This window comes from Acidovorax sp. 93 (genome assembly GCF_003633835.1).
Classification (GTDB): domain Bacteria; phylum Pseudomonadota; class Gammaproteobacteria; order Burkholderiales; family Burkholderiaceae_C; genus Acidovorax; species Acidovorax facilis.
On the sequence record NZ_RBIT01000001.1, the window covers coordinates 1,798,622 to 1,819,871 of the forward strand.

Sequence of the window (21,250 nt, forward strand, 5' to 3'; positions counted from 1 at the left end):
AAGATGAGCGACGCGCTGTCCCCTCCCCCACCCACATCGCCAGCGGCTCCTGCTGGCGCCGCCTCACCCTCGCACTCTGCAACGGGTGCCCGCATCATTGCCATCACCAGCGGCAAAGGCGGGGTTGGCAAGACCTTTGTGTCGGCCAACCTGGCTGCGGCCCTCACCCGCCGTGGCCAGCGCGTGCTGGTGCTCGACGCCGACCTGGGCCTGGCCAACCTGGACGTGGTGCTAAACCTGCACCCCAAGATCACCCTGCACGACGTCTTCACCGGCAAGGCCACGCTCGAAGAGGCCGTGATCCAGGCCCCGGGTGGCTTCAACGTGCTGCTGGCAGGCTCGGGCATGGTCGAGTATTCGCGCCTCACGCCCGAGGTGCGCAATCAATTCCTGAGCGTGATCCAGGCACTCACGCCCCAGTACGACGTGGTGCTGCTGGACACCGGCGCCGGCATTTCCGACGTGGTGCTGTTTTCCATTTCGCTGGCGTCCGAGGTGCTCATCGTGGCCACGCCCGAACCCACCTCGCTGACCGACGCCTACGCCGCCATCAAGGTGCTGGCCATGCAGCAAAAGCGCCAGCATGTGCGCATGGTCATCAACCAGGCCGCGCGTCCAGGCGACGGCCGCGCCATCACCAGCCAGCTGCAGCAGGTGCTGGACCGCTTTGTCACCACTGAATCCGGTCGCCCGATGCGCTTGATCCACATGGGCGACATCCCGGCCGATCCCTCGGTACGCGACGCGGTCATGCGCCGCCAGTTGTTGCTGCTGCAAACCCCGGGCTGCCCTGCGGCCCTGGCGATTGCCCAATTGGCCAACAAGATCGAAACCACGCTGCTGACCCCGGCCGCCTGAGACGCTCGCAGGCGCCACAGCCCGGCAGCAGCGCGGTGCCCCCGCTGGCCTCAGCGAGTTGCCTTGACCGAAGTGAAAGCGTGCCCCTCGCTGCGCTCATTTGATTTGCCGTGAACCCCATCGACACCGTCCTGAACATCTCCTGCTACAAGTTCGTGCCTTTGCCCGATGCGGCGGCCCTTCGCGAGCTGCTGCATGCGCGCGCCACGGCGGCGGGACTCAAGGGCACCATCCTTCTGGCCGAGGAAGGCATCAACTTCTTTCTGGCGGGCGCGGCCGAGGCCGTGCGCGGGTTTGTCGATGCGCTGCGCACCGATGCCCGTTTTGCCGATCTGGAGCCCAAGGAAAGCTGGTCGGCCACGGTGCCGTTTCGCAAGATGCTGGTCAAGGTCAAGCGCGAGATCATCCGTATGGACCACCCCACCATCCGCCCCGCCCAGGGCCGCGCGCCCTCGGTGGACCCGGCCACCCTGCGACGCTGGCTGGCGCAGGGCCATGACGATGAGGGGCGCGAAGTGGTCACGCTGGACACCCGCAACGCCTTCGAGGTGGACGCTGGCACCTTCGACAACGCCATCGACTGGCGCATCGACAAGTTCACCGAATTCCCGCCAGCCCTGCGCGCGCACAAGACCGAGCTGCAGGACAAGACCGTGGTGAGCTTCTGCACCGGAGGCATCCGGTGCGAGAAGGCCGCGATCCTGATGCGCGAAGAAGGCCTCTCGCATGTCTACCAGCTCGAAGGCGGCATCCTCAAATACTTTGAACTGACCGATGGCGCGCACTACCACGGCGGCTGTTTTGTGTTCGATGAACGCAGGGTGCTGGCGGCAGACCTGTCTACCGACCCCTTACCCACCGACAGCGAAAACGCTATCAATAAGTGAGCTTATAGCGCTCATCCATCAAGCGCTAGATGCCAATTTTGCTTGAAATTTCAGGCATTCAAAGCCAACAATTTGGCCAAGTCAGGCCTTGAAGCGGCGCTCTGGCAGCGGAATCCACTCCACCTCCCCCGGCACCTGCCCCATGGCCTGGGCATCCCAGTCAGCGGCAGCCTGCACGATGCGGTCCTTGCGGCTGGAGACAAAGTTCCACCACATGTGGCGCGGCGCATCCAGTGCATCGCCACCAATCACCATCAGGCGCACGGCGCTGTCACCCGCAGCAAGGTGTGTGGCCCGCCCTGGTTCCACCACTGCCAGAAGCTGTGGGGCCACGGTGTCCCCGTTGAGCTGGACCGGTGCGTCCACGGTGTAGACCGCCATCTCCGGGACGAGCGCGGGGATCTCCAGTGTGGCGCCCGCAGGCAACTGCACATCGAGGTACAGCGTGCGGGAATAGGTGGCAACAGGAGAGGTCTGCCCAAAGGCTTCCCCAATCAGCACCCGCACGGTGGCATCTCCCACCTGCACCTGCGGAATGGCAGCGGCAGGCGTGTGCACAAACGAAGGATCGGCCTCTTCATGGACCATCGGCAAAGCAGCCCACAGCTGAATGCCATGGTTCACGTAGGCCTGGTTTGCGAGACTCTCCGGGCGGCGCTCGGAATGCACGATGCCGCGCCCCGCCGTCATCCAGTTGATGGCACCGGGCTCAATCTGCTGCACATAGCCCAGGCTGTCGCGGTGCATGATGGCGCCGGAGAACAGGTAGGTCACGGTGGCCAGGCCGATGTGGGGGTGAGGCCGCACATCGTGGCCCGCATCGGGCTCCACCGTCACCGGCCCGAAGTGGTCAAAAAACAGGAAGGGTCCCACCGCCTGGCGCTGCACGGCGGGCAGCAGGCGCCGTACCGTGAAGCCACCACCCAGGTCCTTGGCTTGGCCCGACAGACGCAGAGGAGCGTTCATGACAGCACCCCCATCGCTTCAACGGTAGAGACAAGGTCAAAAAGGTGATTCATGGGGGGGCTCCTTGAGGGCAGGACAACAACGCCGCCAGCCTACCAGCTTCAGCGGTTCAGCTGCCCAGCTTGGCAGCCATCTCTGCCACACGCTGGCCAAACTGCTTGCCGGTTTCCAGGTCGCCAGGGAACATCTCGGCGGCCGAGGCGTCCGATGGCGACTGCGCCATGGCGCCACTGAACGAGCCGATCCAGTTCACATCGTTGCGCGTGGCGGCCTTGGAGTTGGCGGGCATCATGCCGTTGCCCACCCACAGGCCGCCGTGCTGCATGGCCAGGTGGAACATGTAGTCCAGCGTGATCTGCTTGTCGCCATTGGTGCTGGCGCTGTTGGTAAAGCCTGCGAACAGCTTGTCCTTCCAGGCCTGGCTGAACCAGGGCTTGGACGAGGCGTCGGCAAACTTCTTGAACTGCCAGCTGGGGCCGGCCATGTAAGTGGGCGAGCCAAAGATGATGGCGCTGGCAGCGGCCAGCGTTTCCCAGCCGCCTTCGGGCAGATTGCCCTCGGCATCGATGGCGATCAACTGGGCGCCAGCGCCCTCTGCCACGGCCTGCGCCAGGCGCTGTGTGTGACCGTAACCCGAGTGGTAAACAACTGCGATGTGTGCCATGAGAAAACTCCTGTTGAAACGAGGGGACAAGGAAAGCGAGAACGGCGGAAGAACGGATTGAATGCTGGAAACCACAGCCCTGCGGTCAGCAGGCCTTTTGAGGGGATCGCTCAGCGGCCCGACTGGCGCGCATCCAGGCTCCAGCCGCCTGCGCCAAACGCTGCCAGTGCCAGCAGGCCGCCGGTCACGCCCACGTTCTTGAAGAACATTAGCTGCTGCATCATTTGCTTGTCAGCGGGCAGGTCCCAGAACGCATGAAAGAAGAAGCTGGCCACCAGCGTGAAGAATGCCAGCGCGAGCGCTGCCAGACGCGTGCCAAAGCCGAAGATCAGCGCCAGGCTGCCCAGCACCTCGACCGCAGCGGCCACGGCGGCGGCCACGGTGGGCATGGGCAGGCCTACCGACGTGATGTAACCGACAGTGCCAGCAAAGCCGGTGAGTTTGCTGATGCCCGCAGGCAGAAACAGGGCGGCCAGCAACAGGCGCGATGCGAGAGCCAGGGGGTTTTGCAGGGATGTGAACATGGTGAAGAACTCCGGGTGAAAGTGGGTTGAAGAATGAACGTCGAATGTCAGGCGGCCAGATCAAACACCAGCACCTCGGCGTCGTGGCCATCGGTCAACGACAAGGTGGTTTCCTTTTCCATCAGCAGCGCATCGCCGCCCGACAGGGCTTGCCCATTGGCGCTGAGTGCACCGCGCACCAGGTGCACATAGGTCTTGCGGGCGGGGTTCAGCGCCAGCGTGGCGGATTCAGCGCCATCCAGCAAGCCTGCGTACAGGGCCGCATCGGCATGGATCTTGACCGAGCCCTGGGCGCCGTCGGGCGATGCCACCAGGCGCAGGGCGCCGCGCTTTTCAGCCTCGGCAAAGGTCTTTTGCTCGTAGCTCGGCGGGATGCCACGCACATTGGGCTCGATCCAGATCTGCAGGAAGTGCGTGGTCTGGCCTGCAGCGTGGTTGAACTCGCTGTGCTGCACACCGGTGCCTGCGCTCATGCGCTGCACGTCGCCGGGCGGGATGCCCTTGATGTTGCCCATGCTGTCCTTGTGGGCCAGTTCGCCCGACAGCACATAGCTGATGATTTCCATGTCGCGGTGGCCATGGGTGCCAAACCCGGTGCCCGGTGCGATGCGGTCTTCGTTGATGACCCGCAGGTTGCCAAAGCCCATGTGGGCAGGGTCGTAGTACCCGGCAAACGAGAAGCTGTGGAAGGAATTGAGCCAGCCATGGTCGGCGTGGCCCCGGTCTTGCGATTTACGAACAGTCAGCATGTGAGTGCTCCTTTCAAGACTCGACTGTAGGACTGCAGTGCGCCCTGCAGGGGCAGATGAATTGATGGCAATGTTCAAATAATCTGAATTAACATGGCACCACCATGCAAAACGCACGCGATGTCCTGACGCCCGATGCACTGACCATGCTGCAGGTGATCGCCGAAGCGGGCAGCTTTGCCGCCGCCGCCCGGCAATTGGGCCTGGTGCCCAGCGCCCTCACCTACCGCGTGCGGCAGATTGAAGACGCACTGGATGTGCTGTTGTTCGACCGCAGCGCACGCCAGGCCCGCCCCACGGAGGCCGGAGTGGAGCTGTTGCGCGAAGGCGCGCGCCTGTTGCAGGACATTGACGCCGTGGCCCACCGCGTGCGCCGCGTGGCCACGGGCTGGGAGCCGCAGCTCACGCTGTCCATCGACGGCATCATTTCGCCCCACACCATGCTGGAGCTGGTGGATGCGTTTTACGCCATGAAACCCCCGACGCGGCTGAAGTTGCGCGACGGCATCATGACCGGCACGCTGGAGGCGCTGACCTCCGGCCGGGCCGACCTGGCCATCGGCGTATCCGTGGCGGGCAACAACGTGGCGGGCCTGCAGCAGGGCACGCTGGGCGATGTCTTGTTCATCTACGTAGTAGCGCCCCACCACCCGCTTGCGGCGGCTGCCGAACCGATCTCAGACGCCACCTTGCTGGAACACCGGGCCGTGGCCGTGGCTGATTCGGCCACACGTGGCGGCGCCACCATGGGCCTGCTCGGTGGGCAGGACGTACTGACGGTGGACACCATGCAGGCCAAGGTGCGCGTGCAGCTGCGTGGCCTGGGCGGCGGTTTTCTGCCCGAGCCCATGGTGCGCCCCTACCTGGAGGCCGGCCGCCTGGTCGAGCGCCGCGTGGCCCGCCCGGAACGCAACGTGCGTGTGCACTACGCCTGGGGCGGCCCGGGCTTCACCGCACCAGGCCGCGCGCTGCAATGGTGGCTGAACCAGCTGCAAAGCCCCACCACACGCCGCGCTCTGCTGGAAAACCACCATCATTTCTGATCCCGATCAAGTCCCGACAGGGTGATACCGCGTGTAGAGTGGTTCCTGTTGGTTTTGTATTGCATCTCGCTTGCCGACCGTCACCGAAAGGCCTCCCATGAGCAAACCCGATCCTCTTCCCGCCAAACGGCTCCGACGCAACACTGCACTGGCAACCCCCCCCGTTGCAGCCCCCGCAGCCCCCAGCACTTTCTCTGGCAAACCCCAGCGCCACTTCGCCATCATCGGCGCTGGCATGGCTGGTATTGCCTGTGCACGCACCCTGGTGCAGGCCGGGCACCGCGTGACGGTGTTCGAGAAATCCTCCCAGGCGGGCGGCCGCACTGCCACCATCGACACCCCTTTTGGCAACTTTGATGCGGGTGCCCAGTACTTCACCGTGCGCGACCCGCGTTTTGCCCGCGCCATCGACACCGTGCCCGGCATCTGCAAGCGCTGGAGCGCCAATTCCGTGCAGGTGCTGGACGCCGCAGGCCGCGTGGCCGCTGCGGGCCTGCCCCACCGCGAAGCACACTGGGTGGCCAGCCCAGGCATGCAGTCCCTGGTGGGCGCCTGGGCCGAGCCGCTGCTCAAGGCCGGCCAGCTCATCACCCACACCCGCGTCACCTCCATCGAGCCCGATTCGTTGAACGCCCCTGGCTGGCAACTGCGCACCGAAGGGCCTGCGGGCAGCCAGCACGTCTATGCCGGTTTCGACGCTGTGCTGCTGGCCCAGCCTTCGGTGCCCGCCCAGGCCCTGCTGGCCAGCTCGGCGGTGGACACCCCGCTGACCGACGCCCTGTCCAAGGTGGCCATTGCCCCCTGCTGGACACTGATGCTGGCCTACCCGCAGGCCGTGCGCCCCGGCCTGACCACGCTGGGCCCGCAGTGGAATGCGGCACGCAGCACACACCACCGCATCGCCTGGCTGGCGCGCGAGTCGTCCAAGCCCGGCCGCAATGTGGTTGAACGCTGGACGGTGCAGGCCAGCCCCGCCTGGTCTGCCGAACACCTCGAAGACGACGAAGCCCGCGTGCAGGCCAAGCTCATCAAGGCCTTTGCCGAAGTCACGGGCATTCGTGCCGCCCCCGCCCATGCGGACACACGCCGCTGGCGCTATGCCCAGACCACCCACCCGCTGGGCAAGAGCCACCTGTGGGACGAATCCATGGGCCTGGGTGCATGCGGTGACTGGTGCCTGGGGCACCGGGTTGAAGACGCCTTCGTGTCGGGACTGGAACTGGCACTTGCCGTGGCATGACGGCCGAGGTGGGCGCTGCACGGCGCTACGTGGGCCGGTTTGCCCCTTCGCCCACGGGGCCGCTGCATGCGGGCTCCCTGGTAGCGGCCCTCGCCAGCTGGCTGGACGCGCGGGCACACCGGGGCCAGTGGCTTGTTCGCATTGAAGATGTGGACACACCCCGCTGCTTGCCGGGGGCGGACCGGCTCATCCTGCAACAGCTGGCCAGCTGCGGCATGGTGCCCGACGCTCCCCCCCAATGGCAGTCCACCCGCAGCCCGCTCTACCAGCGGGCGCTGGACCAATTGGTAGCCGAAGGCCACGCCTACCCCTGCGCCTGCTCGCGCAAGGACATCGAAGACGCCCATGCCGCCCAGGGCCACACGCGTGAGCGTCATGCCGCGCTGCCTTACCCAGGCACCTGTCGCCACGGGCTGCAGGGCCGCGCCGGGCGCGCATGGCGGTTCAATGTCACAGATTTCAAGCAAAAACAGGCCCTGGCGCTTGATGACAAAGCGCTAGTAGCTGCAAAAATAATAGCAAATCATCTCCTGCAGTGGGAGGACCGCCGCCTGGGTCTGCAGCAGCAGGACGTGGAACAAGCGGTGGGTGATTTCATCCTGCGCCGGGCCGATGGGCTCTGGGCCTACCAGCTCGCCGTGGTGGTGGACGACGCCGACCAGGGCGTCACCGATGTGGTGCGCGGCGAAGACCTGGCCGACAACACCCCGCGCCAGATCTTGCTGCAGCAGGCCCTGGGCGTGCCCACGCCCCGCTACCTGCACACCCCGCTGGTGTGTGGCGACAACGGCGAAAAACTCTCCAAGCAGAACGGCGCCCGCGCGCTGGACCTGTCCCACCCGCTGCAGGCTCTGAACGATGCCGCGCGGGTGCTGGGCCTGCCATCGCTGCCTGCCCCGCACAGCCGTTGCATCTCTGACGCACTGACCCTGTGGGTCGCCGCGTGGCGACGAAACTACAATGGCGCACCGTGACCGAACTGACCCCTACCGCTTCCGCCCCCACCGCTGCGCCCGCTGCAGCCCCCGCGACGACATCTGGCGGGGTTCCCGCTGGTGTGACCCACCCCAAGACCATCAAAAGTTTTGTGCGCCGTGCTGGCCGCACCACCACGGGCCAGGCCAAGGCCTTTGAAGACTTCGGCCCCCGCTTTGTCCTGCCGTATGCCCCGGCGCCGCTCGACGCCGCTTCGGCCTTTGGCCGCACGGCACCGCTGATTCTCGAAATTGGTTTTGGCATGGGCGAGGCCACGGCCCACATCGCCCGCGTGCGCCCCGATGACAACTTCCTGTGCTGCGAGGTGCATGAGCCGGGTGTGGGCGCACTGCTCAAGCGCATTGGCGAACAGGAGCTGACCAACATCCGCATCCTGCAGCACGACGCCGTGGAGGTCATCGACCACATGCTGCCCGAGGGCAGCCTGGACGGTGTGCACATCTTCTTTCCCGACCCCTGGCACAAGACCAAACACAACAAGCGCCGCCTGATTCAGGGCCCGCTGGTGGCCAAGCTGGCGGCCCGCCTCAAGCCCGGTGGCTACCTGCACTGCGCGACCGACTGGCAGCCCTATGCCGAGCAGATGCTGCAGGTGCTGGGCGCCGAACCCCTGTTGCAGAACACCGCCACGGACTTTGCCCCGCAGCCCGACTACCGGCCCCTGACCAAGTTCGAGAACCGGGGCCTGCGGCTGGGGCATGGCGTGTGGGATGTTGTGTTCGTGCGACGACATTGACAAGCTGTGCCTAGTGCTCCACCGTACATCCCAATGAAGCCCATTCTCCAGAACCTGGTGGAAATGACTGGCCACCGCGACCACTTGCGGCTGGAGGTGTCGGTGCTGTCCACGCTGCAAGCACTCACCGGCATCGTCGAAGTGCGCGCGCTGGAGCTTTTCACCGTGGACGGCGTGGCCCATGTACGTCCCCGTTCCTGGGTTGAGGACGGACAGCTCGTTTCGACCGATTCCGAAGCCGCCGCAGACCCTCGCCGCGAAACGCTGGAAAAATACCCCGCGCTTCGCGATTGCGTAGCCAGCCAGGGGGACAGCGCCCTGGCATCGCCCCGCAGGGGGCGCCATGTGCTCTGGCTGCCGGTATGGATGCATGACAAGGTCACCACCTGTCTGGAGATCACGCAGTCGCGCGCGTTCTCGGCGCACAAGCTGGAAGTGCTCAAGGGCGTATTCCAGGTCTACCAGAACTACCAGAGCCTGCTGGACTACAGCGAACGCGACGCCCTCACCGGCCTGTTCAACCGCAAGACCTTCGACGAGCAGTTCTCGCGCCATGCGCTCAATGGCCTTTCCAGTGGCCGCCCGGGCACTGTTACCGAATCTCTTCCCCCCGAAGAAGGCTCACAGCCCGGCGAGCCCGTGCAGCAATGGCTGGCGGTGGTGGATATCGATCACTTCAAGCAGGTCAACGACCGCTTTGGCCACCTGTATGGCGACGAAGTGCTGATCCTGATTGCCAACATCCTGCGCAGCTCGTTTCGCAGCCACGACCGCATCTTCCGCTTTGGCGGCGAAGAATTCGTGGTGCTGCTGCGCTCCACCACGCTGAGCACCGCCCACAAGGTGTTCAACCGCTTCCGGCTTGCGGTGCAGGAATACAACTTTCCGCAGGTGGGCCAGGTCACGGTGAGCCTGGGTTTTGTGAGCACCATGCAGGGTTCGCCCGTGGAGATACTGGGGCAGGCCGACCAGGCACTGTATTACGCCAAAGAGCACGGCCGCAACCAGGTCTGCTTTTATGACGACCTGGTGGCCAGCGGCCAGCTGGCCGCCAAGGTGGCCAACGACGACGTCGAGCTGTTCTGAAGCTACCCAGGCGGAGCGAAAGGGCACCACTGCCCGCCTCCAGCGCACTGGCTCATTGGCTCAGCGACTCCAGGATCACCTCCACATCCACTGCATCCCGCTGCGCAGCAGGCAAGAACTGCTCCGCATACTCACGCCAGACCCCGCTGCGCAGGAAGAAGCGGAACACCTCGGCATCGATATGGCGTTCGCGCACCATGTGGCACATGATCTTGAGCGATTCCGACAGAGTCTTGGGCGGCTTGTAGGGCCGGTCTGACGCCGTCAAGGCCTCGAAGATATCGGCCAGTGTCATCACCCTGTCTGCCAGCGTCAGTTCTGAAGCCTTCAGGCGCCGGGGGTAGCCCGTACCGTCCAGTTTTTCATGGTGCGAGCCCGCAATCGACGGTACGCGCGCCAGATGCGGCGGGAACGGCAGGCCGCTGAGCATGACGATGGTCTGCACGATGTGATCGTTGATCTTGAAACGGTCTTCTGCAGTGAGCGTGCCGCGCTGGATCGACAGATTGTGCAGCTCGCCGAGGTGGGCTTGTTGCGGTGGCAGCACCATGTCAAAGCTCCACAGGTTGGCCGGGTTGCCAACCTCCACCGGCGGTTTGCGGGCACCCCAGGGCACGATGTGTTCAGGCCGATCTGCCAGCAGGGGCTCATTGGCGGGCAAGGGGCGCGTCGGCACATTCGCCAGCCGCCCCAATTCGGCTGCTGACAAGCCCAGCCGGTCATCAAAATGCCGCTGCCACACCTGGCGCCCGATAGTGGCTAGCCGCTTGATGTCGGCATCGGCCATGAACTCACCGCCCACATTGCTGCGGGCCACAAAGGCAAATTCTTCCTGCAGGCGGTCGCGCCGCTGCAAAAGCTCGCGCTGCAGCCGCACCGGGTCCACGCCGGACACGTGCTGCTTCCAGTAGTCCAGTTCCGCGTCGCGCCACAGCACCTCAAAGCGCATGCGCACCTCATGGATGCGGTTGTAGAGCGCCTCCAGCTTGGTCGCCTTGTCGATGATGTGCTCGGGGCTGGTGACCTTGCCACAGTCGTGCAGCCACGCGCCCAGGCGGAATTCGTAGCGCTCGGCATCCGTCATGGCGACGTGGGCAAATGGACCTTCCTCGGTCTCGCACAGGCGCTGCATCAGGGATTCCGCCAACTGGGGCACCCGCTCGCAGTGGCCGCCGGTGTAAGGGCTCTTGGCGTCGATCGCGTCGGCCAGCAGGCGGATGACGGCATCGAACAGCTTCTTTTGCCCTTCGATCAAACTGCGCGTCTCGATGGCGACCGACAACGTGCCCGAGAGTTTCTCGACAAACGCCCGGAAGTGGACATCGTCCTGCTGCTGGTCCGCACGGTAGCGCAGCACCAGCAGGCCCAGCGGTTGGCCGTCGCGCGTGCGCAGCTGCACACGGAGCACGCGCTGGGGCGTGGCCTGGTCGTCATCAGGGTGCTGGTCGCCGTCCTGCGGCTCGGCAGGGTTGATGAAAAACACCATGGGCAGGTGCTCCGGGTAGAGCGACTGGTGCTCAGGATCTTCGCAATACCTCGCCGTGCGCAGCAGGCCCGCGCGCTGTGCCTCTACCAGGTACACCGCACCACCCGTGCAACTGGTGGCGCGCACCAGCTCGTAGAGCACGCTCGACAGCATGAGGTCCAGGCGCGACTCGGCGCTGATGTGGTGCGTGATGTGCAGGAACTCCTGGATGGTGTCGGACATGCGGTCCATCACCTGGCCCAGTGCGCGCACCTCGCGCACGCGCGACATGTGGTGTTGTGTCGGCCGCCGGAAATCAAACCGTGCCAAGGCCTGCGCCTGCGTGGCCAGCCCCGACAGGCTGCGCCCCACACGCCTCCCGGCCAGCCACCCAAAAGGCAGCATCAGCGCGATGAGCCCCAGGGACAGCCATACCTGGCGCTGCAAGTTTTGGTTCACATCCGCCAGCAGCTCCCGGGTGGGAATGGCCATCAGGATGTGCAGCCCCTCCCAGCGCTGCGACTTGAGTGACATGACCTTGGCCAGCCACTCCTCGCCACCTGCCACAAAGCGGCGCGAAGGCCCCTCTTTCACGTCCAAGCTGTGCAGGGCCTGCAGGCTGGGCACCCCCAGGCCGTCGAGTGTGCGCAGCTTGAGGCTGGGCTGGTCGCCGTCCTCACGCACCAGCACGCGGGACATGTCCGGGTAGGCCAGCACGCGCTGGTCCTGGTCCACCACAGCGATCTCGGTGCGCGGCATCAGCCGCAGCTCGCCGATCTCGCGGCCCAGGTCGGTGAGCGCAACGTCCAGGCCGATCACAGCACGGCCGTCTTCGCTGGGCTGGCTCAGCGTAACGCCGACCTCCTGCGTGGTGAAAAACACATAGGGGGCAGTGAGGACCTGCGTGTTCTTTTCTGCCGCCTCGGCATACCATGGGCGGGACCGGGGGTCATAGCGGTAGCCGGGGCGCACGGAGGAATCGATGAGACGCAGCTGTGCGTCGTAATAGTTCCAGCGACCCACCAGGCCCATCAGACCCGCCGCGCTGCGCTCCCGCGCCATCGACTGCACCAGGAATGCAGCCTCCGCAGGCGCGTGAAGCCGTGCCCGCAGCGCAGCGTTGCGCAGCGGACGCATGAGCAAAAACTGCCCGTCGGAATACCCGATGAAGACCGCCGACAGCAAAGCGTTCTGCTCCAGCAGGCTCACAAACACCGGCAGGCGGCGCAGCCGCGCCTGGAGGGTGGTGGCCGAAGCAATGGGATCAAACGCGAGCAGCCGCAGCGTGGCATCTGCCGGGTCGACGATATGGTGCACCCGCTCGCTGATCAACAGGCTGATGTGCTGCGCACTGTCGTCCGACGCCGCGATGATGGCCTGCCGCGCGCTGGTGCCTACCTGGTAGACCAAGAGCACCGTGAGCAGCAGCATGGCAGATACCACCACCGAGGCAATCACCACCTCGAACGGAACGGTGATGCGCCGCCACCAGGGCAGTTCGGCCCCTCCCGAATCAGGCGAACCGGAACGGGTGCCGTGGGCGGGCACCGGCTCTTGCGGACTTTCGCGCAGGGGGTCCATGCGCTTGAATGTAGGGGGAAAGCCGGTTTTCCGTCACCCTATTTTTGGCAGAAATGGCTGCCACACCACAGCGGCTGGTGCCGCTATGGTGACCGGTACATCAGCCCAGTTGTTGCGTGACCCAGCCTGTCACCGAAGCCAGCGCCGCTGGCAGCTTGGAGGCATCGGTGCCGCCGGCCATGGCCATGTCGGGCTTGCCGCCGCCTTTGCCACCCACTTGCTGGGCCACAAAGTTGACCAGCTCGCCGGCCTTGACCTTGCCCACGCTGTCGGCCGTCACGCCTGCAGCGATCTGCACCTTGTCGCCATCCACGGCGGCCAGCACGATGGCAGCGGTCTTGAGCTTGTCCTTGAGCTTGTCCATGGTGTCGCGCAGGGTCTTGGCGTCGGCACCCGGCAGCGCGGCAGCCAGAACCTTGAGGCCCTTCACATCCACGGCCTGATTCACCAACTCGTCGCCCTGGCTGGAGGCCAGCTTACCCTTGAGGGCCGCCACTTCCTTTTCCAGCGCACGCGCATTGTCCAGCGCCTGGCTGATGCGGCCGTTGAGCTCGGCCACCGGCGCCTTGAGGGTGCTGGCGGCCTGGTTCACGGTGTCTTCCAGGTTCTGCAGATAGGCAAGCGCGTTGGCGCCCGTCACGGCCTCGATACGGCGGATGCCAGCAGCCACACCGCCCTCGCCCACCACCTTGAACAGGCCGATGTCGCCCGTGCGCTGCACGTGCGTGCCGCCGCACAGTTCACGGCTGGTGCCGATGTCGAGCACGCGCACGGTTTCGCCGTACTTCTCGCCAAATAGCATCATGGCGCCGGTCTTCTGGGCCGACTCGATGTCCATCACGCGCGCTTGCGTGGGCTGGTTGGCCAGGATTTCTTCGTTCACACGGCGTTCGATCTCGCGGATTTCAGCCGCCGTCACGGCGCCGTTGTGTGTGAAGTCGAAGCGTGTGCGGTCGGCATTGACCAGGCTGCCCTTTTGCTGCACATGGCTGCCCAGCACTTCGCGCAGGGCCTTGTGCATGATGTGCGTGACCGAGTGGTTGCGCATGGTGGCAGCGCGCACGGCGGTGTTCACCTGGGCCTGCACCGTGTCACCCACGTTCAGCGTGCCCTCTTCGAGCGTGCCGTGGTGGCCAAACACATCGGCCTTGATCTTGAGCGTGTCGCCGACCGCAAAACGGGCCGAGCCGCTGGTGATGACGCCTTCGTCACCCACTTGGCCGCCGCTTTCGGCGTAGAACGGGGTCGTGTCCAGCACCACCACGCCGTTTTGGCCGGCTTTCAGTGCTGCAGCGCCAGTACCGTCTACATAGATTGCTACGATTTTTGCAGTCTCTGCGAGGTGTTCGTAGCCCGTGAACTGGTTGGCGGCACCGCTGTACTCCAGCGCCTTGTCCATCTTGAACTTGCCAGCAGCGCGGGCCTGGGCCTTCTGCTTTTCCATGGCCGTCTTGAAGCCTGCTTCGTCCACTTCCACGTCGCGCTCGCGGCATACGTCGTTGGTCAGGTCGAGCGGAAAGCCATAGGTATCGTGCAGCTTGAACGCGACGTCGCCAGGCAGCACCTTGGCGCCGCCGTCTAGGGCCGTGTCCAGAATTTCCATGCCGTTGGCCAGCGTTTCGAAGAAGCGCTCTTCTTCCACCTTGAGCACCTCGGTGATGCGCTGCTCCTGCTCGCGCAGGGATGGGTAGGCGTCACCCATCAGGCGCACCAGGTCGGCCACCAGTTTGTGGAAGAACGGCGTCTTCTTGCCCAGCTTGTAGCCGTGGCGGATAGCCCGGCGCACGATGCGGCGCTGCACGTAGCCACGGCCTTCGTTGCTGGGGATCACCCCATCGCTCACCAAAAACGCGGTGGCGCGGATGTGGTCAGCGATCACGCGCAGGCTCTTGTTGTTCAGGTCCGTCACGCCGGTCTCGCGGCCAGCGGCCTTGATGAGCGCGTCGAACAGGTCGATCTCGTAGTTGCTGTGCACGTGCTGCAGGATGGCGGCCAGGCGCTCCAGGCCCATGCCCGTGTCCACGCAGGGCGCGGGCAGCGGCGTGACGGCGCCGGTTTCATCCATGTTGAACTGCATGAACACGTTGTTCCAGATCTCGATGAAGCGGTCGCCGTCTTCATCGGGGCTGCCGGGAGGGCCACCCGCAATGTGCGGGCCATGGTCGTAGAAGATTTCGCTGCAGGGGCCGCAAGGGCCGGTGTCGGCCATCATCCAGAAGTTGTCGGACTTGTAGCGGCCGCCCTTGTTGTCGCCGATGCGGATCACGCGCTCGGGTGGCAAGCCGATTTCCTTGGTCCAGATGTCGTAGGCCTCGTCGTCTTCCTGGTAGACCGTGGCCAGCAGGCGCTCTGGCGGCAACTTGTAGACCTCGGTCAGCAGCTCCCAGGCCCACTTGAGCGATTCGCGCTTGAAGTAGTCGCCAAACGACCAGTTGCCTAGCATTTCAAAGAAGGTGTGGTGGCGCGCGGTGTAGCCCACGTTTTCCAGGTCGTTGTGCTTGCCGCCCGCACGCAGGCAGGCCTGCACGGACACCGCCCGGTTGTACGAGCGCTTGTCGGTGCCCAGGAACACGTCCTTGAACTGCACCATGCCCGAGTTGGTGAACATCAGCGTGGGATCGTTGCCGGGCACCAGGGGGCTCGATGCCACCACGGTGTGGCCCTTGGAGACGAAGAAGTCCAGGAAGGACTTGCGGATGTCAGCGACAGAAAAAGTGGGAGTGCTCATGGTGTTGTGGAGTGGTTGCACGCAGCAGGCAGGCCGCAGGACCTGCGCCTGCGCGCTGCCTGTCGCTGCCCCTATGGGGACCAACCTTTCATTATAGGTTTGCAGTCTGGCGGTCCGTGGCGGGAGGGCGACAGGGCGGGGATAGACGCCTCCACTCCATGCGCCACGAATGCGAAAAAATCCGCTTGCGCGCTTTAAATATCTTGTTAATATATTAATAACCGTAACCCACCCTCTGATCCAAGGAGCCCCTCGTGAACCCACAACCCCGCTGGCAAGGCATCTTCCCTGCCATCACCACCAAGTTCCACGCCGACGAGTCCATCGACGCCGAGGGCACAGCCCGCCACATCGACTTCCAGATCCGCAACGGCATCCACGGGCTGGTCACTTGCGGTTCTCTCGGCGAAGCCAGCACACTCACGCTGGAAGAAAAGCTCCAGGTTGCCAAGATCGCCCTCGAAGCCGCTGACGGCCGCGTACCAGTGCTCGCCAACGTGTCCGAAACCAGCACCCGCGAGGCCCTGCGTTACATCGACGGCGGTAACAAGCTCGGTGTGGCCGGCTACATGGTCATGCCCTCGGTGATCTACGTGGCCGACGCCCGCGAGGCCATGGCCAATGTGCGCGCCATGGCGGGCGCCGCCCAGCGCCCCCTGATGGTCTACAACAACCCTGTGGCCTACCGCGTGGACCTGAAACCCGAGCACATGGTGGAGCTGGCCGACTGCGAGTGGATCGCCGCCATCAAGGAAAGCACCGGCGACATTCGCCGCATCACCGACCTGCGCAACACCGTGGGCGACCGCTACCAGCTCTTTTTGGGCGTGGACGACCTGGCTTACGAAGGCCTGGCCCTGGGCTGCGACGGCCTGCTGGCCGGCGTGGGCTGCGCCTTCCCGCGCGAAACCGTGGCGCTGTATGACCTGATGAAAGCGGGCAAGTTTGCCGAGGCGCTGCCGCTCTACCAGTGGATGACGCCCATGCTGCACCTGGATGTGTCCAACAAGCTCGTGCAGAACCTTAAGCTCATCGATGCGCTGGTGGGTGTGGGCACCGAACACATGCGCCGCCCCCGCCTGCCCCTGGTGGGCGAAGAACGTGCGTTTGTGGAGAGCGTGGTGCGCAAGGCCCTGGCCACGCGCCCTACAAAATACCAGTCTGTCGCCTGAGACACTGAGCGCCCTACTCCACCACCACAGCACCATGCAACGCATCCACGTGATCGACTCCCACACCGGTGGCGAGCCCACCCGGCTTGTCATCGACGGTTTTCCCGACCTGGGCACTGGCACCATGGCCGAGCGGCGTGCGCTGCTGGCCGAGCGCCACGATGCCTGGCGGGCCGCCACCGTGCTGGAACCGCGGGGCAGTGACGTGGTAGTGGGGGCGCTGCTCTGTGCGCCGCAAGACCCGGCCAATGCTGCGGGCGTGATCTTCTTCAACAACAGCGGCTACCTGGGTATGTGTGGCCACGGCACCATCGGGCTGATCGCATCGCTCGCCTACCTGGGCCGCATCACGCCCGGCGAGCACCGCATCGAAACCCCGGTGGGCACCGTCACCACCACCCTCCACACCGATGGTTCGGTCAGCGTGCGCAACGTGCCGGCCTACCGCCTGCACCATCAGCTGGCGGTGGACGTGCCCGGCTATGGCCGCGTGGTGGGCGATGTGGCCTGGGGCGGCAACTGGTTCTTCCTGATCTCCGACCACGGCCAGCGCGTAGCCAGCGACAACCTGGAGGCGTTGATGGCCTACAGCTGCGCCGTGCAGCAAGCCCTCAAAGACCAGGGCATTCGGGGCGACAACGGCGGCGAGATTGACCACATCGAGCTGTTTGCCGACGATGACCAGGCCGACAGCCGTAACTATGTGCTGTGTCCCGGCAAGGCTTACGACCGCTCGCCCTGCGGCACCGGCACCAGCGCCAAGATTGCCTGCCTCGCCGCCGATGGCAAGCTGCAGCCGAGCCAGGTGTGGCGCCAGGCCAGCATCATCGGCAGCCAGTTCGAGGCCAGCTACACGCTGCAGGACGATGGCAAGCTCATCCCAACCCTGCGTGGCCGCGCCTACATGAGCGCGGAAGCGACCCTGCTGATCGAAGATGCAGACCCATTCGGCTGGGGCATCCGGCTGTAAACCGCCTTCTCCCACAGCGCAGGCCCCATGCAAACCACCGACGTCCTTGTGATCGGCGCTGGCATCGTCGGTGCGGCCTGTGCCCATGCGCTGGCGCGGGCGGGCCTGTCGGTGCGAATCATCGATGCGCGCCTGGGCGGTGCCACGGCGGCAGGCATGGGCCATCTGGTGGTGATGGATGACAACCCGGCTGAGCTGGCGCTGAGCAAATCGTCGCTCGACCTCTGGCACGCCTGGGCACCGCAGATGGATGCCGGCTGCGCCTTCACGGCCTGCGGAACGCTCTGGCTGGCTGCCAACGAGGAAGAGCTGCAGGCCGCGCACGCCAAGCGTTCCACCTTGCAAGCACAAGGCGTAGCTTGCGAGATGCTGGATGCCGCAGCCCTCGCCCGCGCAGAACCCGCGCTGCGCCCCGGTCTGGCCGGCGCGCTCAAGGTGAATGGCGACAGCGTGGTCTACGCCCCGCGCGCAGCCCAGTGGCTGCTGGACCAGGCCGCAGCCCACGGACACCTTGTGTTGGAGCAGGCTGAAGCCCTGCAGATCGACGGCCACACCGTCACCCTGCGCGACGGAAGCCAGCGCAGTGCAGGCGCCATCGTGCTGGCCAGCGGCATCCAAGCCCCGCAGCTGTGCCCCGGCCTGCCGCTGCGCCCCAAAAAGGGCCACCTCGTCATCACCGACCGCTACCCAGGCACCGTGCACCACCAGTTGGTGGAGCTGGGCTACATCACCAGCGCGCACCACAGCGACGGTACCTCCGTGGCCTTCAACGTGCAGCCCCGGCCCACAGGGCAGTTGCTGATCGGCTCGTCGCGCGAGTTCGACACCACCGACCCCGCCGTCAACAACGCCGTGATGGCGCGCATGCTGCAACGGGCACTCGACTACCTGCCAGGCCTGGCCGACCTCAACGCCATCCGCACCTGGACCGGCTTTCGCGCCGCCACGCCAGACAGCCTGCCGCTGATTGGCGCGCACCCCGAACACCCGCACCTGTGGCTGGCCGTGGGACATGAAGGATTGGGGGTGACCACCGCCCCGGCCACCGCGCGGTTGCTGGCGGCCCAGATCGCAGGGGGCACCCCGGCGATCGACCCCACGCCCTATGCACCTGCCCGCTTTGCGGGCCTGAGCACACCATGACCCCATCCAGAACACCCGCCCTGGTGCACATCGTGATGAATGGCACTCCCCTTCAGGTGCCCGCAGGGACCAGCGTCGCCGCCGCGCTGGCGCAGCAAACGCCAGGCACTACACGCACCTCGGTCACCGGCGCGGCGCGGGCACCGCTATGTGGCATGGGGGTGTGCCACGAATGCAGAGTCCGCATCCACGGCCGCACACGCCTGGCGTGCCAGACGGTCTGCACCGAGGGCATGTCGATTCACACCCATGTCGGCACAGCACCCGGGAGCGCCACGCCATGAACCAGCCCGTGACCCCATCCATGACCGAGCAACACTCGGCGCACGAGCGCTGCGACATCCTCATCATCGGCGCAGGCCCTGCAGGTTTGGCCGCTGCCCTCGCTGCCGCACCCAGCGGGGCCGCGATCACCATCGTGGATGACAACCCGCAGCCCGGCGGGCAAATCTGGCGCGATGGCCCCCAGGTGGTCTTGCCCGCCCTGGCGCAACAGCACCGCGCGGCGCTGGCCCGGCACACCAACATCCGCCTGCTGCCTGGCACCCGCGTGGTGGGCCTGGGTGATTCCCAACCCGGCGACAAGGCCCCGGCCCTGCTGCTGGAAGACGCTGACCGGGGCTGGACGCAGCACAGCCACCGCATCGTGCTGTGCACCGGAGCCCGCGAGCTGTTGCTGCCCTTCCCGGGCTGGACGTTGCCCGGTGTGACGGGTGCAGGCGCGTTGCAGGCCCTCATCAAGGCAGGGCTTGACGTGCGCGGCCAGCGCATCGTCATTGCAGGCACAGGCCCTCTGCTGCTGGCCGCTGCCGCCACCGCCAACAAAGCGGGTGCCACCGTGGTGCGCGTGGCGGAGCAGGCGCCGTGGAGCGCGCTCGCTGGCTTTGCAGCGCAACTGCCGCGCTGGCCTGCCAAGGCGTTGCAAGCCCTCACGCTGCTTCACCCGCAGTTGCGCGCCAGCAGCCATGTGCTGGAAGTCCAAGGCACCACGCAGGTGCAAACAGTGAGGCTGCGCAAAGGCAAACACGCCGAAGAAACCATGGCCTGCGACCGCGTGGCCTGCGGGTTCGGGCTGGTGCCCAACACCCACCTGGGGCAGATGCTGGGCTGCGCGCTGGGCGGGCCGTTGAGCGGTGGCCAGGGCCTGGCTGTCGATGCACAGATGCGCACCAGCGTGCCCGGTGTATTCGCCGCAGGTGAAGCCACCGGCTTTGGCGGCAGCGAACGTGCACTGGTTCAGGGCGCCATGGCAGGACATGTGGCAGCGGGACAGGTGCAACAGGCCCAGGCGCTGCGCCCGCAGCTGGCACGCTGGGAGCGCTTTGCGCAGGCGTTGCAGGCTTCTTTTCCACTGAACGGAGCACTCAAAACCCTGGCGCAGCCCGGCACCCTGGTGTGCCGCTGCGAAGACGTGCCCTACGCTGCACTGGCCGATCGCAACGGCTGGATCGATGCCAAGCTCCACACCCGTTGCGGCATGGGCGCGTGCCAGGGCCGCATTTGCGGCGCTGCCGCACAGCACCTGTTTGGCTGGACGCCTGCACCCCCACGGCATCTGCTGGCGCCCACACGCATTGGCACGCTGGCCGCCTGCACGCCCGCGCCCGCCACCAGTGCTCAGCGCGAGCCCGCAGCTCCCTCGGGCTGACAGGCGCGCAGCCGTTTTCCCCCGTCCCTCCTTTCAGGGCTTACCCGCACCCAGCAGGCATTCATCTTGCTTTTAAATATATTTGTTAGATATTAAAAAGTACGGGCTTTTCTTTCATCGCCGCGCCCTCCTCCCCAGGAACCCCATCATGCCCACACCCAACAGTCCACCCGCCCAGCAATCTCCGGCGCCGCACGCTCCCGTCCGCTGGGTGCTGGCACTGTCCACGCAGGTTCTGCGCATGGAGCGGCATCTGCTCACCGCCCTCATGACGTTGCTGGTGCTGCTGATCCTGCTCAACGTGGTCACGCGTTACACCGGCATGCCCATCTACTGGGTGGACGAGGCGGCGGTCTACACGGTGGTCTGGCTGACCTTTGTGGGCGCCTCGGTCATGACGCGGCTGCGCATGGACTTTGCGGTGACCATGCTCACCGACCACCTCGGCGCGCGGGGCGCCAAGGCATTCAAGGTGTTGGCCACGTCCGGCGTGCTGCTGTTTGGCCTGGCCATGCTGGTGATGTGCTGGGTGTGGATGGACCCCATCGGTATTGCGCGCTACGGCTTTGACGCCAAGGAGTTTGCGGCCGAGAGCTTCAACTTCATCTACACCGAGCGCACCCAGACGCTGAACTGGCCCACCTGGGTGCTGCAACTCATCCTGCCGATCTTCTCGGCCACCTTCAGCGTGCATGCACTGGCCAACCTGTTCGAAGACATGGGCGCCGCAGAGCGTGTGCAGCACGCGGGCTTCGACGTAGTCAACGCCGACGCCGTGAACTGAACGCCCCTAC

The 21,250-nt window shown here is 65.6% G+C and carries 19 protein-coding genes; 13 read left to right on the forward strand and 6 right to left on the reverse strand.

The features are described 5' to 3' along the window. The first annotated feature begins 3 nt into the window (after positions 1-3). Both C8C93_RS08180 and C8C93_RS08185 read left to right on the forward strand, forming a co-directional pair. Positions 4-858 carry a MinD/ParA family protein gene (locus tag C8C93_RS08180; RefSeq protein ID WP_121506525.1) on the forward strand — a complete coding sequence of 285 codons (855 nt, stop codon included), beginning with the start codon at positions 4-6 and terminating at the stop codon, positions 856-858. A gap of 119 nt (positions 859-977) precedes the next feature. Continuing rightward, positions 978-1,745 (forward strand): sulfurtransferase, encoded by a 768-nt coding sequence (locus tag C8C93_RS08185; RefSeq protein WP_121422718.1) that lies wholly within the window; start codon positions 978-980, stop codon positions 1,743-1,745. A gap of 81 nt (positions 1,746-1,826) precedes the next feature. On the opposite strand, the gene C8C93_RS08190 is transcribed toward C8C93_RS08185, so the two are convergent. The 4 genes from C8C93_RS08190 to C8C93_RS08205 all read right to left on the reverse strand — a co-directional run bounded on the left by C8C93_RS08190 (position 1,827) and on the right by C8C93_RS08205 (position 4,648). Continuing rightward, the gene (locus C8C93_RS08190; RefSeq protein WP_121506526.1) at positions 1,827-2,711 is read right to left on the reverse strand and encodes a pirin family protein; all 885 of its coding nucleotides are present in this window, start codon (positions 2,709-2,711) and stop codon (positions 1,827-1,829) included. 109 nt (positions 2,712-2,820) lie between these two features. Further along, complete coding sequence (locus C8C93_RS08195) at positions 2,821-3,375, reverse strand: flavodoxin family protein (protein WP_055398109.1); 555 nt, start codon at positions 3,373-3,375, stop codon at positions 2,821-2,823. Between the two features lie 110 nt (positions 3,376-3,485). Continuing rightward, a complete protein-coding gene (locus C8C93_RS08200) occupies positions 3,486-3,899 on the reverse strand; it encodes a DoxX family protein (RefSeq protein WP_055398108.1) in 414 nt (137 codons plus the stop codon). A gap of 47 nt (positions 3,900-3,946) precedes the next feature. Next, entirely contained in the window at positions 3,947-4,648 is a 702-nt protein-coding gene (locus tag C8C93_RS08205) for a pirin family protein (protein ID WP_121506527.1), read from the reverse strand. A 104-nt stretch (positions 4,649-4,752) separates the two neighbouring features. On the opposite strand from C8C93_RS08205, the gene C8C93_RS08210 reads away from it, so the two are divergent. From C8C93_RS08210 to C8C93_RS08230, 5 genes are all read left to right on the forward strand, one after another. Further along, positions 4,753-5,691: a LysR substrate-binding domain-containing protein gene (locus tag C8C93_RS08210; RefSeq protein WP_055398106.1), complete on the forward strand. Its 939-nt coding sequence runs from the start codon at positions 4,753-4,755 to the stop codon at positions 5,689-5,691. Between the two features lie 235 nt (positions 5,692-5,926). Continuing rightward, on the forward strand, positions 5,927-6,931 hold the full coding sequence (locus tag C8C93_RS08215) for an FAD-dependent oxidoreductase (protein WP_233559585.1): 1,005 nt from the start codon (positions 5,927-5,929) through the stop codon (positions 6,929-6,931). Further along, the gene (gluQRS, locus tag C8C93_RS08220; protein WP_121506528.1) at positions 6,928-7,905 is read left to right on the forward strand and encodes a tRNA glutamyl-Q(34) synthetase GluQRS; all 978 of its coding nucleotides are present in this window, start codon (positions 6,928-6,930) and stop codon (positions 7,903-7,905) included. The genes C8C93_RS08215 and gluQRS overlap by 4 nt, the downstream gene beginning before the upstream one ends. Further along, complete coding sequence (gene trmB, locus C8C93_RS08225; protein ID WP_055398104.1) at positions 7,902-8,663, forward strand: tRNA (guanosine(46)-N7)-methyltransferase TrmB; 762 nt, start codon at positions 7,902-7,904, stop codon at positions 8,661-8,663. Before gluQRS ends, trmB begins: the two co-directional genes overlap by 4 nt. Before the next feature lie 33 nt (positions 8,664-8,696). Beyond that, positions 8,697-9,749, forward strand: a complete 1,053-nt coding sequence (locus C8C93_RS08230) for a GGDEF domain-containing protein (protein ID WP_121506529.1) — start codon at positions 8,697-8,699, stop codon at positions 9,747-9,749. Between the two features lie 52 nt (positions 9,750-9,801). On the opposite strand, the gene C8C93_RS08235 is transcribed toward C8C93_RS08230, so the two are convergent. Both C8C93_RS08235 and alaS read right to left on the reverse strand, forming a co-directional pair. Next, positions 9,802-12,795 carry an HD domain-containing phosphohydrolase gene (locus tag C8C93_RS08235; protein WP_121506530.1) on the reverse strand — a complete coding sequence of 998 codons (2,994 nt, stop codon included), beginning with the start codon at positions 12,793-12,795 and terminating at the stop codon, positions 9,802-9,804. Between the two features lie 100 nt (positions 12,796-12,895). After that, complete coding sequence (alaS, locus tag C8C93_RS08240) at positions 12,896-15,523, reverse strand: alanine--tRNA ligase (protein WP_121506531.1); 2,628 nt, start codon at positions 15,521-15,523, stop codon at positions 12,896-12,898. 254 nt (positions 15,524-15,777) lie between these two features. On the opposite strand from alaS, the gene C8C93_RS08245 reads away from it, so the two are divergent. From C8C93_RS08245 to C8C93_RS08270, 6 genes are all read left to right on the forward strand, one after another. Beyond that, a complete protein-coding gene (locus tag C8C93_RS08245) occupies positions 15,778-16,695 on the forward strand; it encodes a dihydrodipicolinate synthase family protein (RefSeq protein ID WP_010458555.1) in 918 nt (305 codons plus the stop codon). A 34-nt stretch (positions 16,696-16,729) separates the two neighbouring features. Further along, positions 16,730-17,665 (forward strand): 4-hydroxyproline epimerase, encoded by a 936-nt coding sequence (locus C8C93_RS08250; protein ID WP_121506532.1) that lies wholly within the window; start codon positions 16,730-16,732, stop codon positions 17,663-17,665. Between the two features lie 27 nt (positions 17,666-17,692). After that, entirely contained in the window at positions 17,693-18,808 is a 1,116-nt protein-coding gene (locus tag C8C93_RS08255; protein ID WP_121506533.1) for an FAD-binding oxidoreductase, read from the forward strand. A 23-nt stretch (positions 18,809-18,831) separates the two neighbouring features. Beyond that, complete coding sequence (locus C8C93_RS08260) at positions 18,832-19,092, forward strand: 2Fe-2S iron-sulfur cluster-binding protein (RefSeq protein ID WP_199727090.1); 261 nt, start codon at positions 18,832-18,834, stop codon at positions 19,090-19,092. Then, positions 19,089-20,456 carry an FAD/NAD(P)-binding oxidoreductase gene (locus tag C8C93_RS08265; protein WP_233559268.1) on the forward strand — a complete coding sequence of 456 codons (1,368 nt, stop codon included), beginning with the start codon at positions 19,089-19,091 and terminating at the stop codon, positions 20,454-20,456. Before C8C93_RS08260 ends, C8C93_RS08265 begins: the two co-directional genes overlap by 4 nt. Positions 20,457-20,604: 148 nt before the next feature. Continuing rightward, the gene (locus C8C93_RS08270; RefSeq protein ID WP_121506534.1) at positions 20,605-21,240 is read left to right on the forward strand and encodes a TRAP transporter small permease; all 636 of its coding nucleotides are present in this window, start codon (positions 20,605-20,607) and stop codon (positions 21,238-21,240) included. The last annotated feature ends 10 nt before the right edge of the window (positions 21,241-21,250 follow it).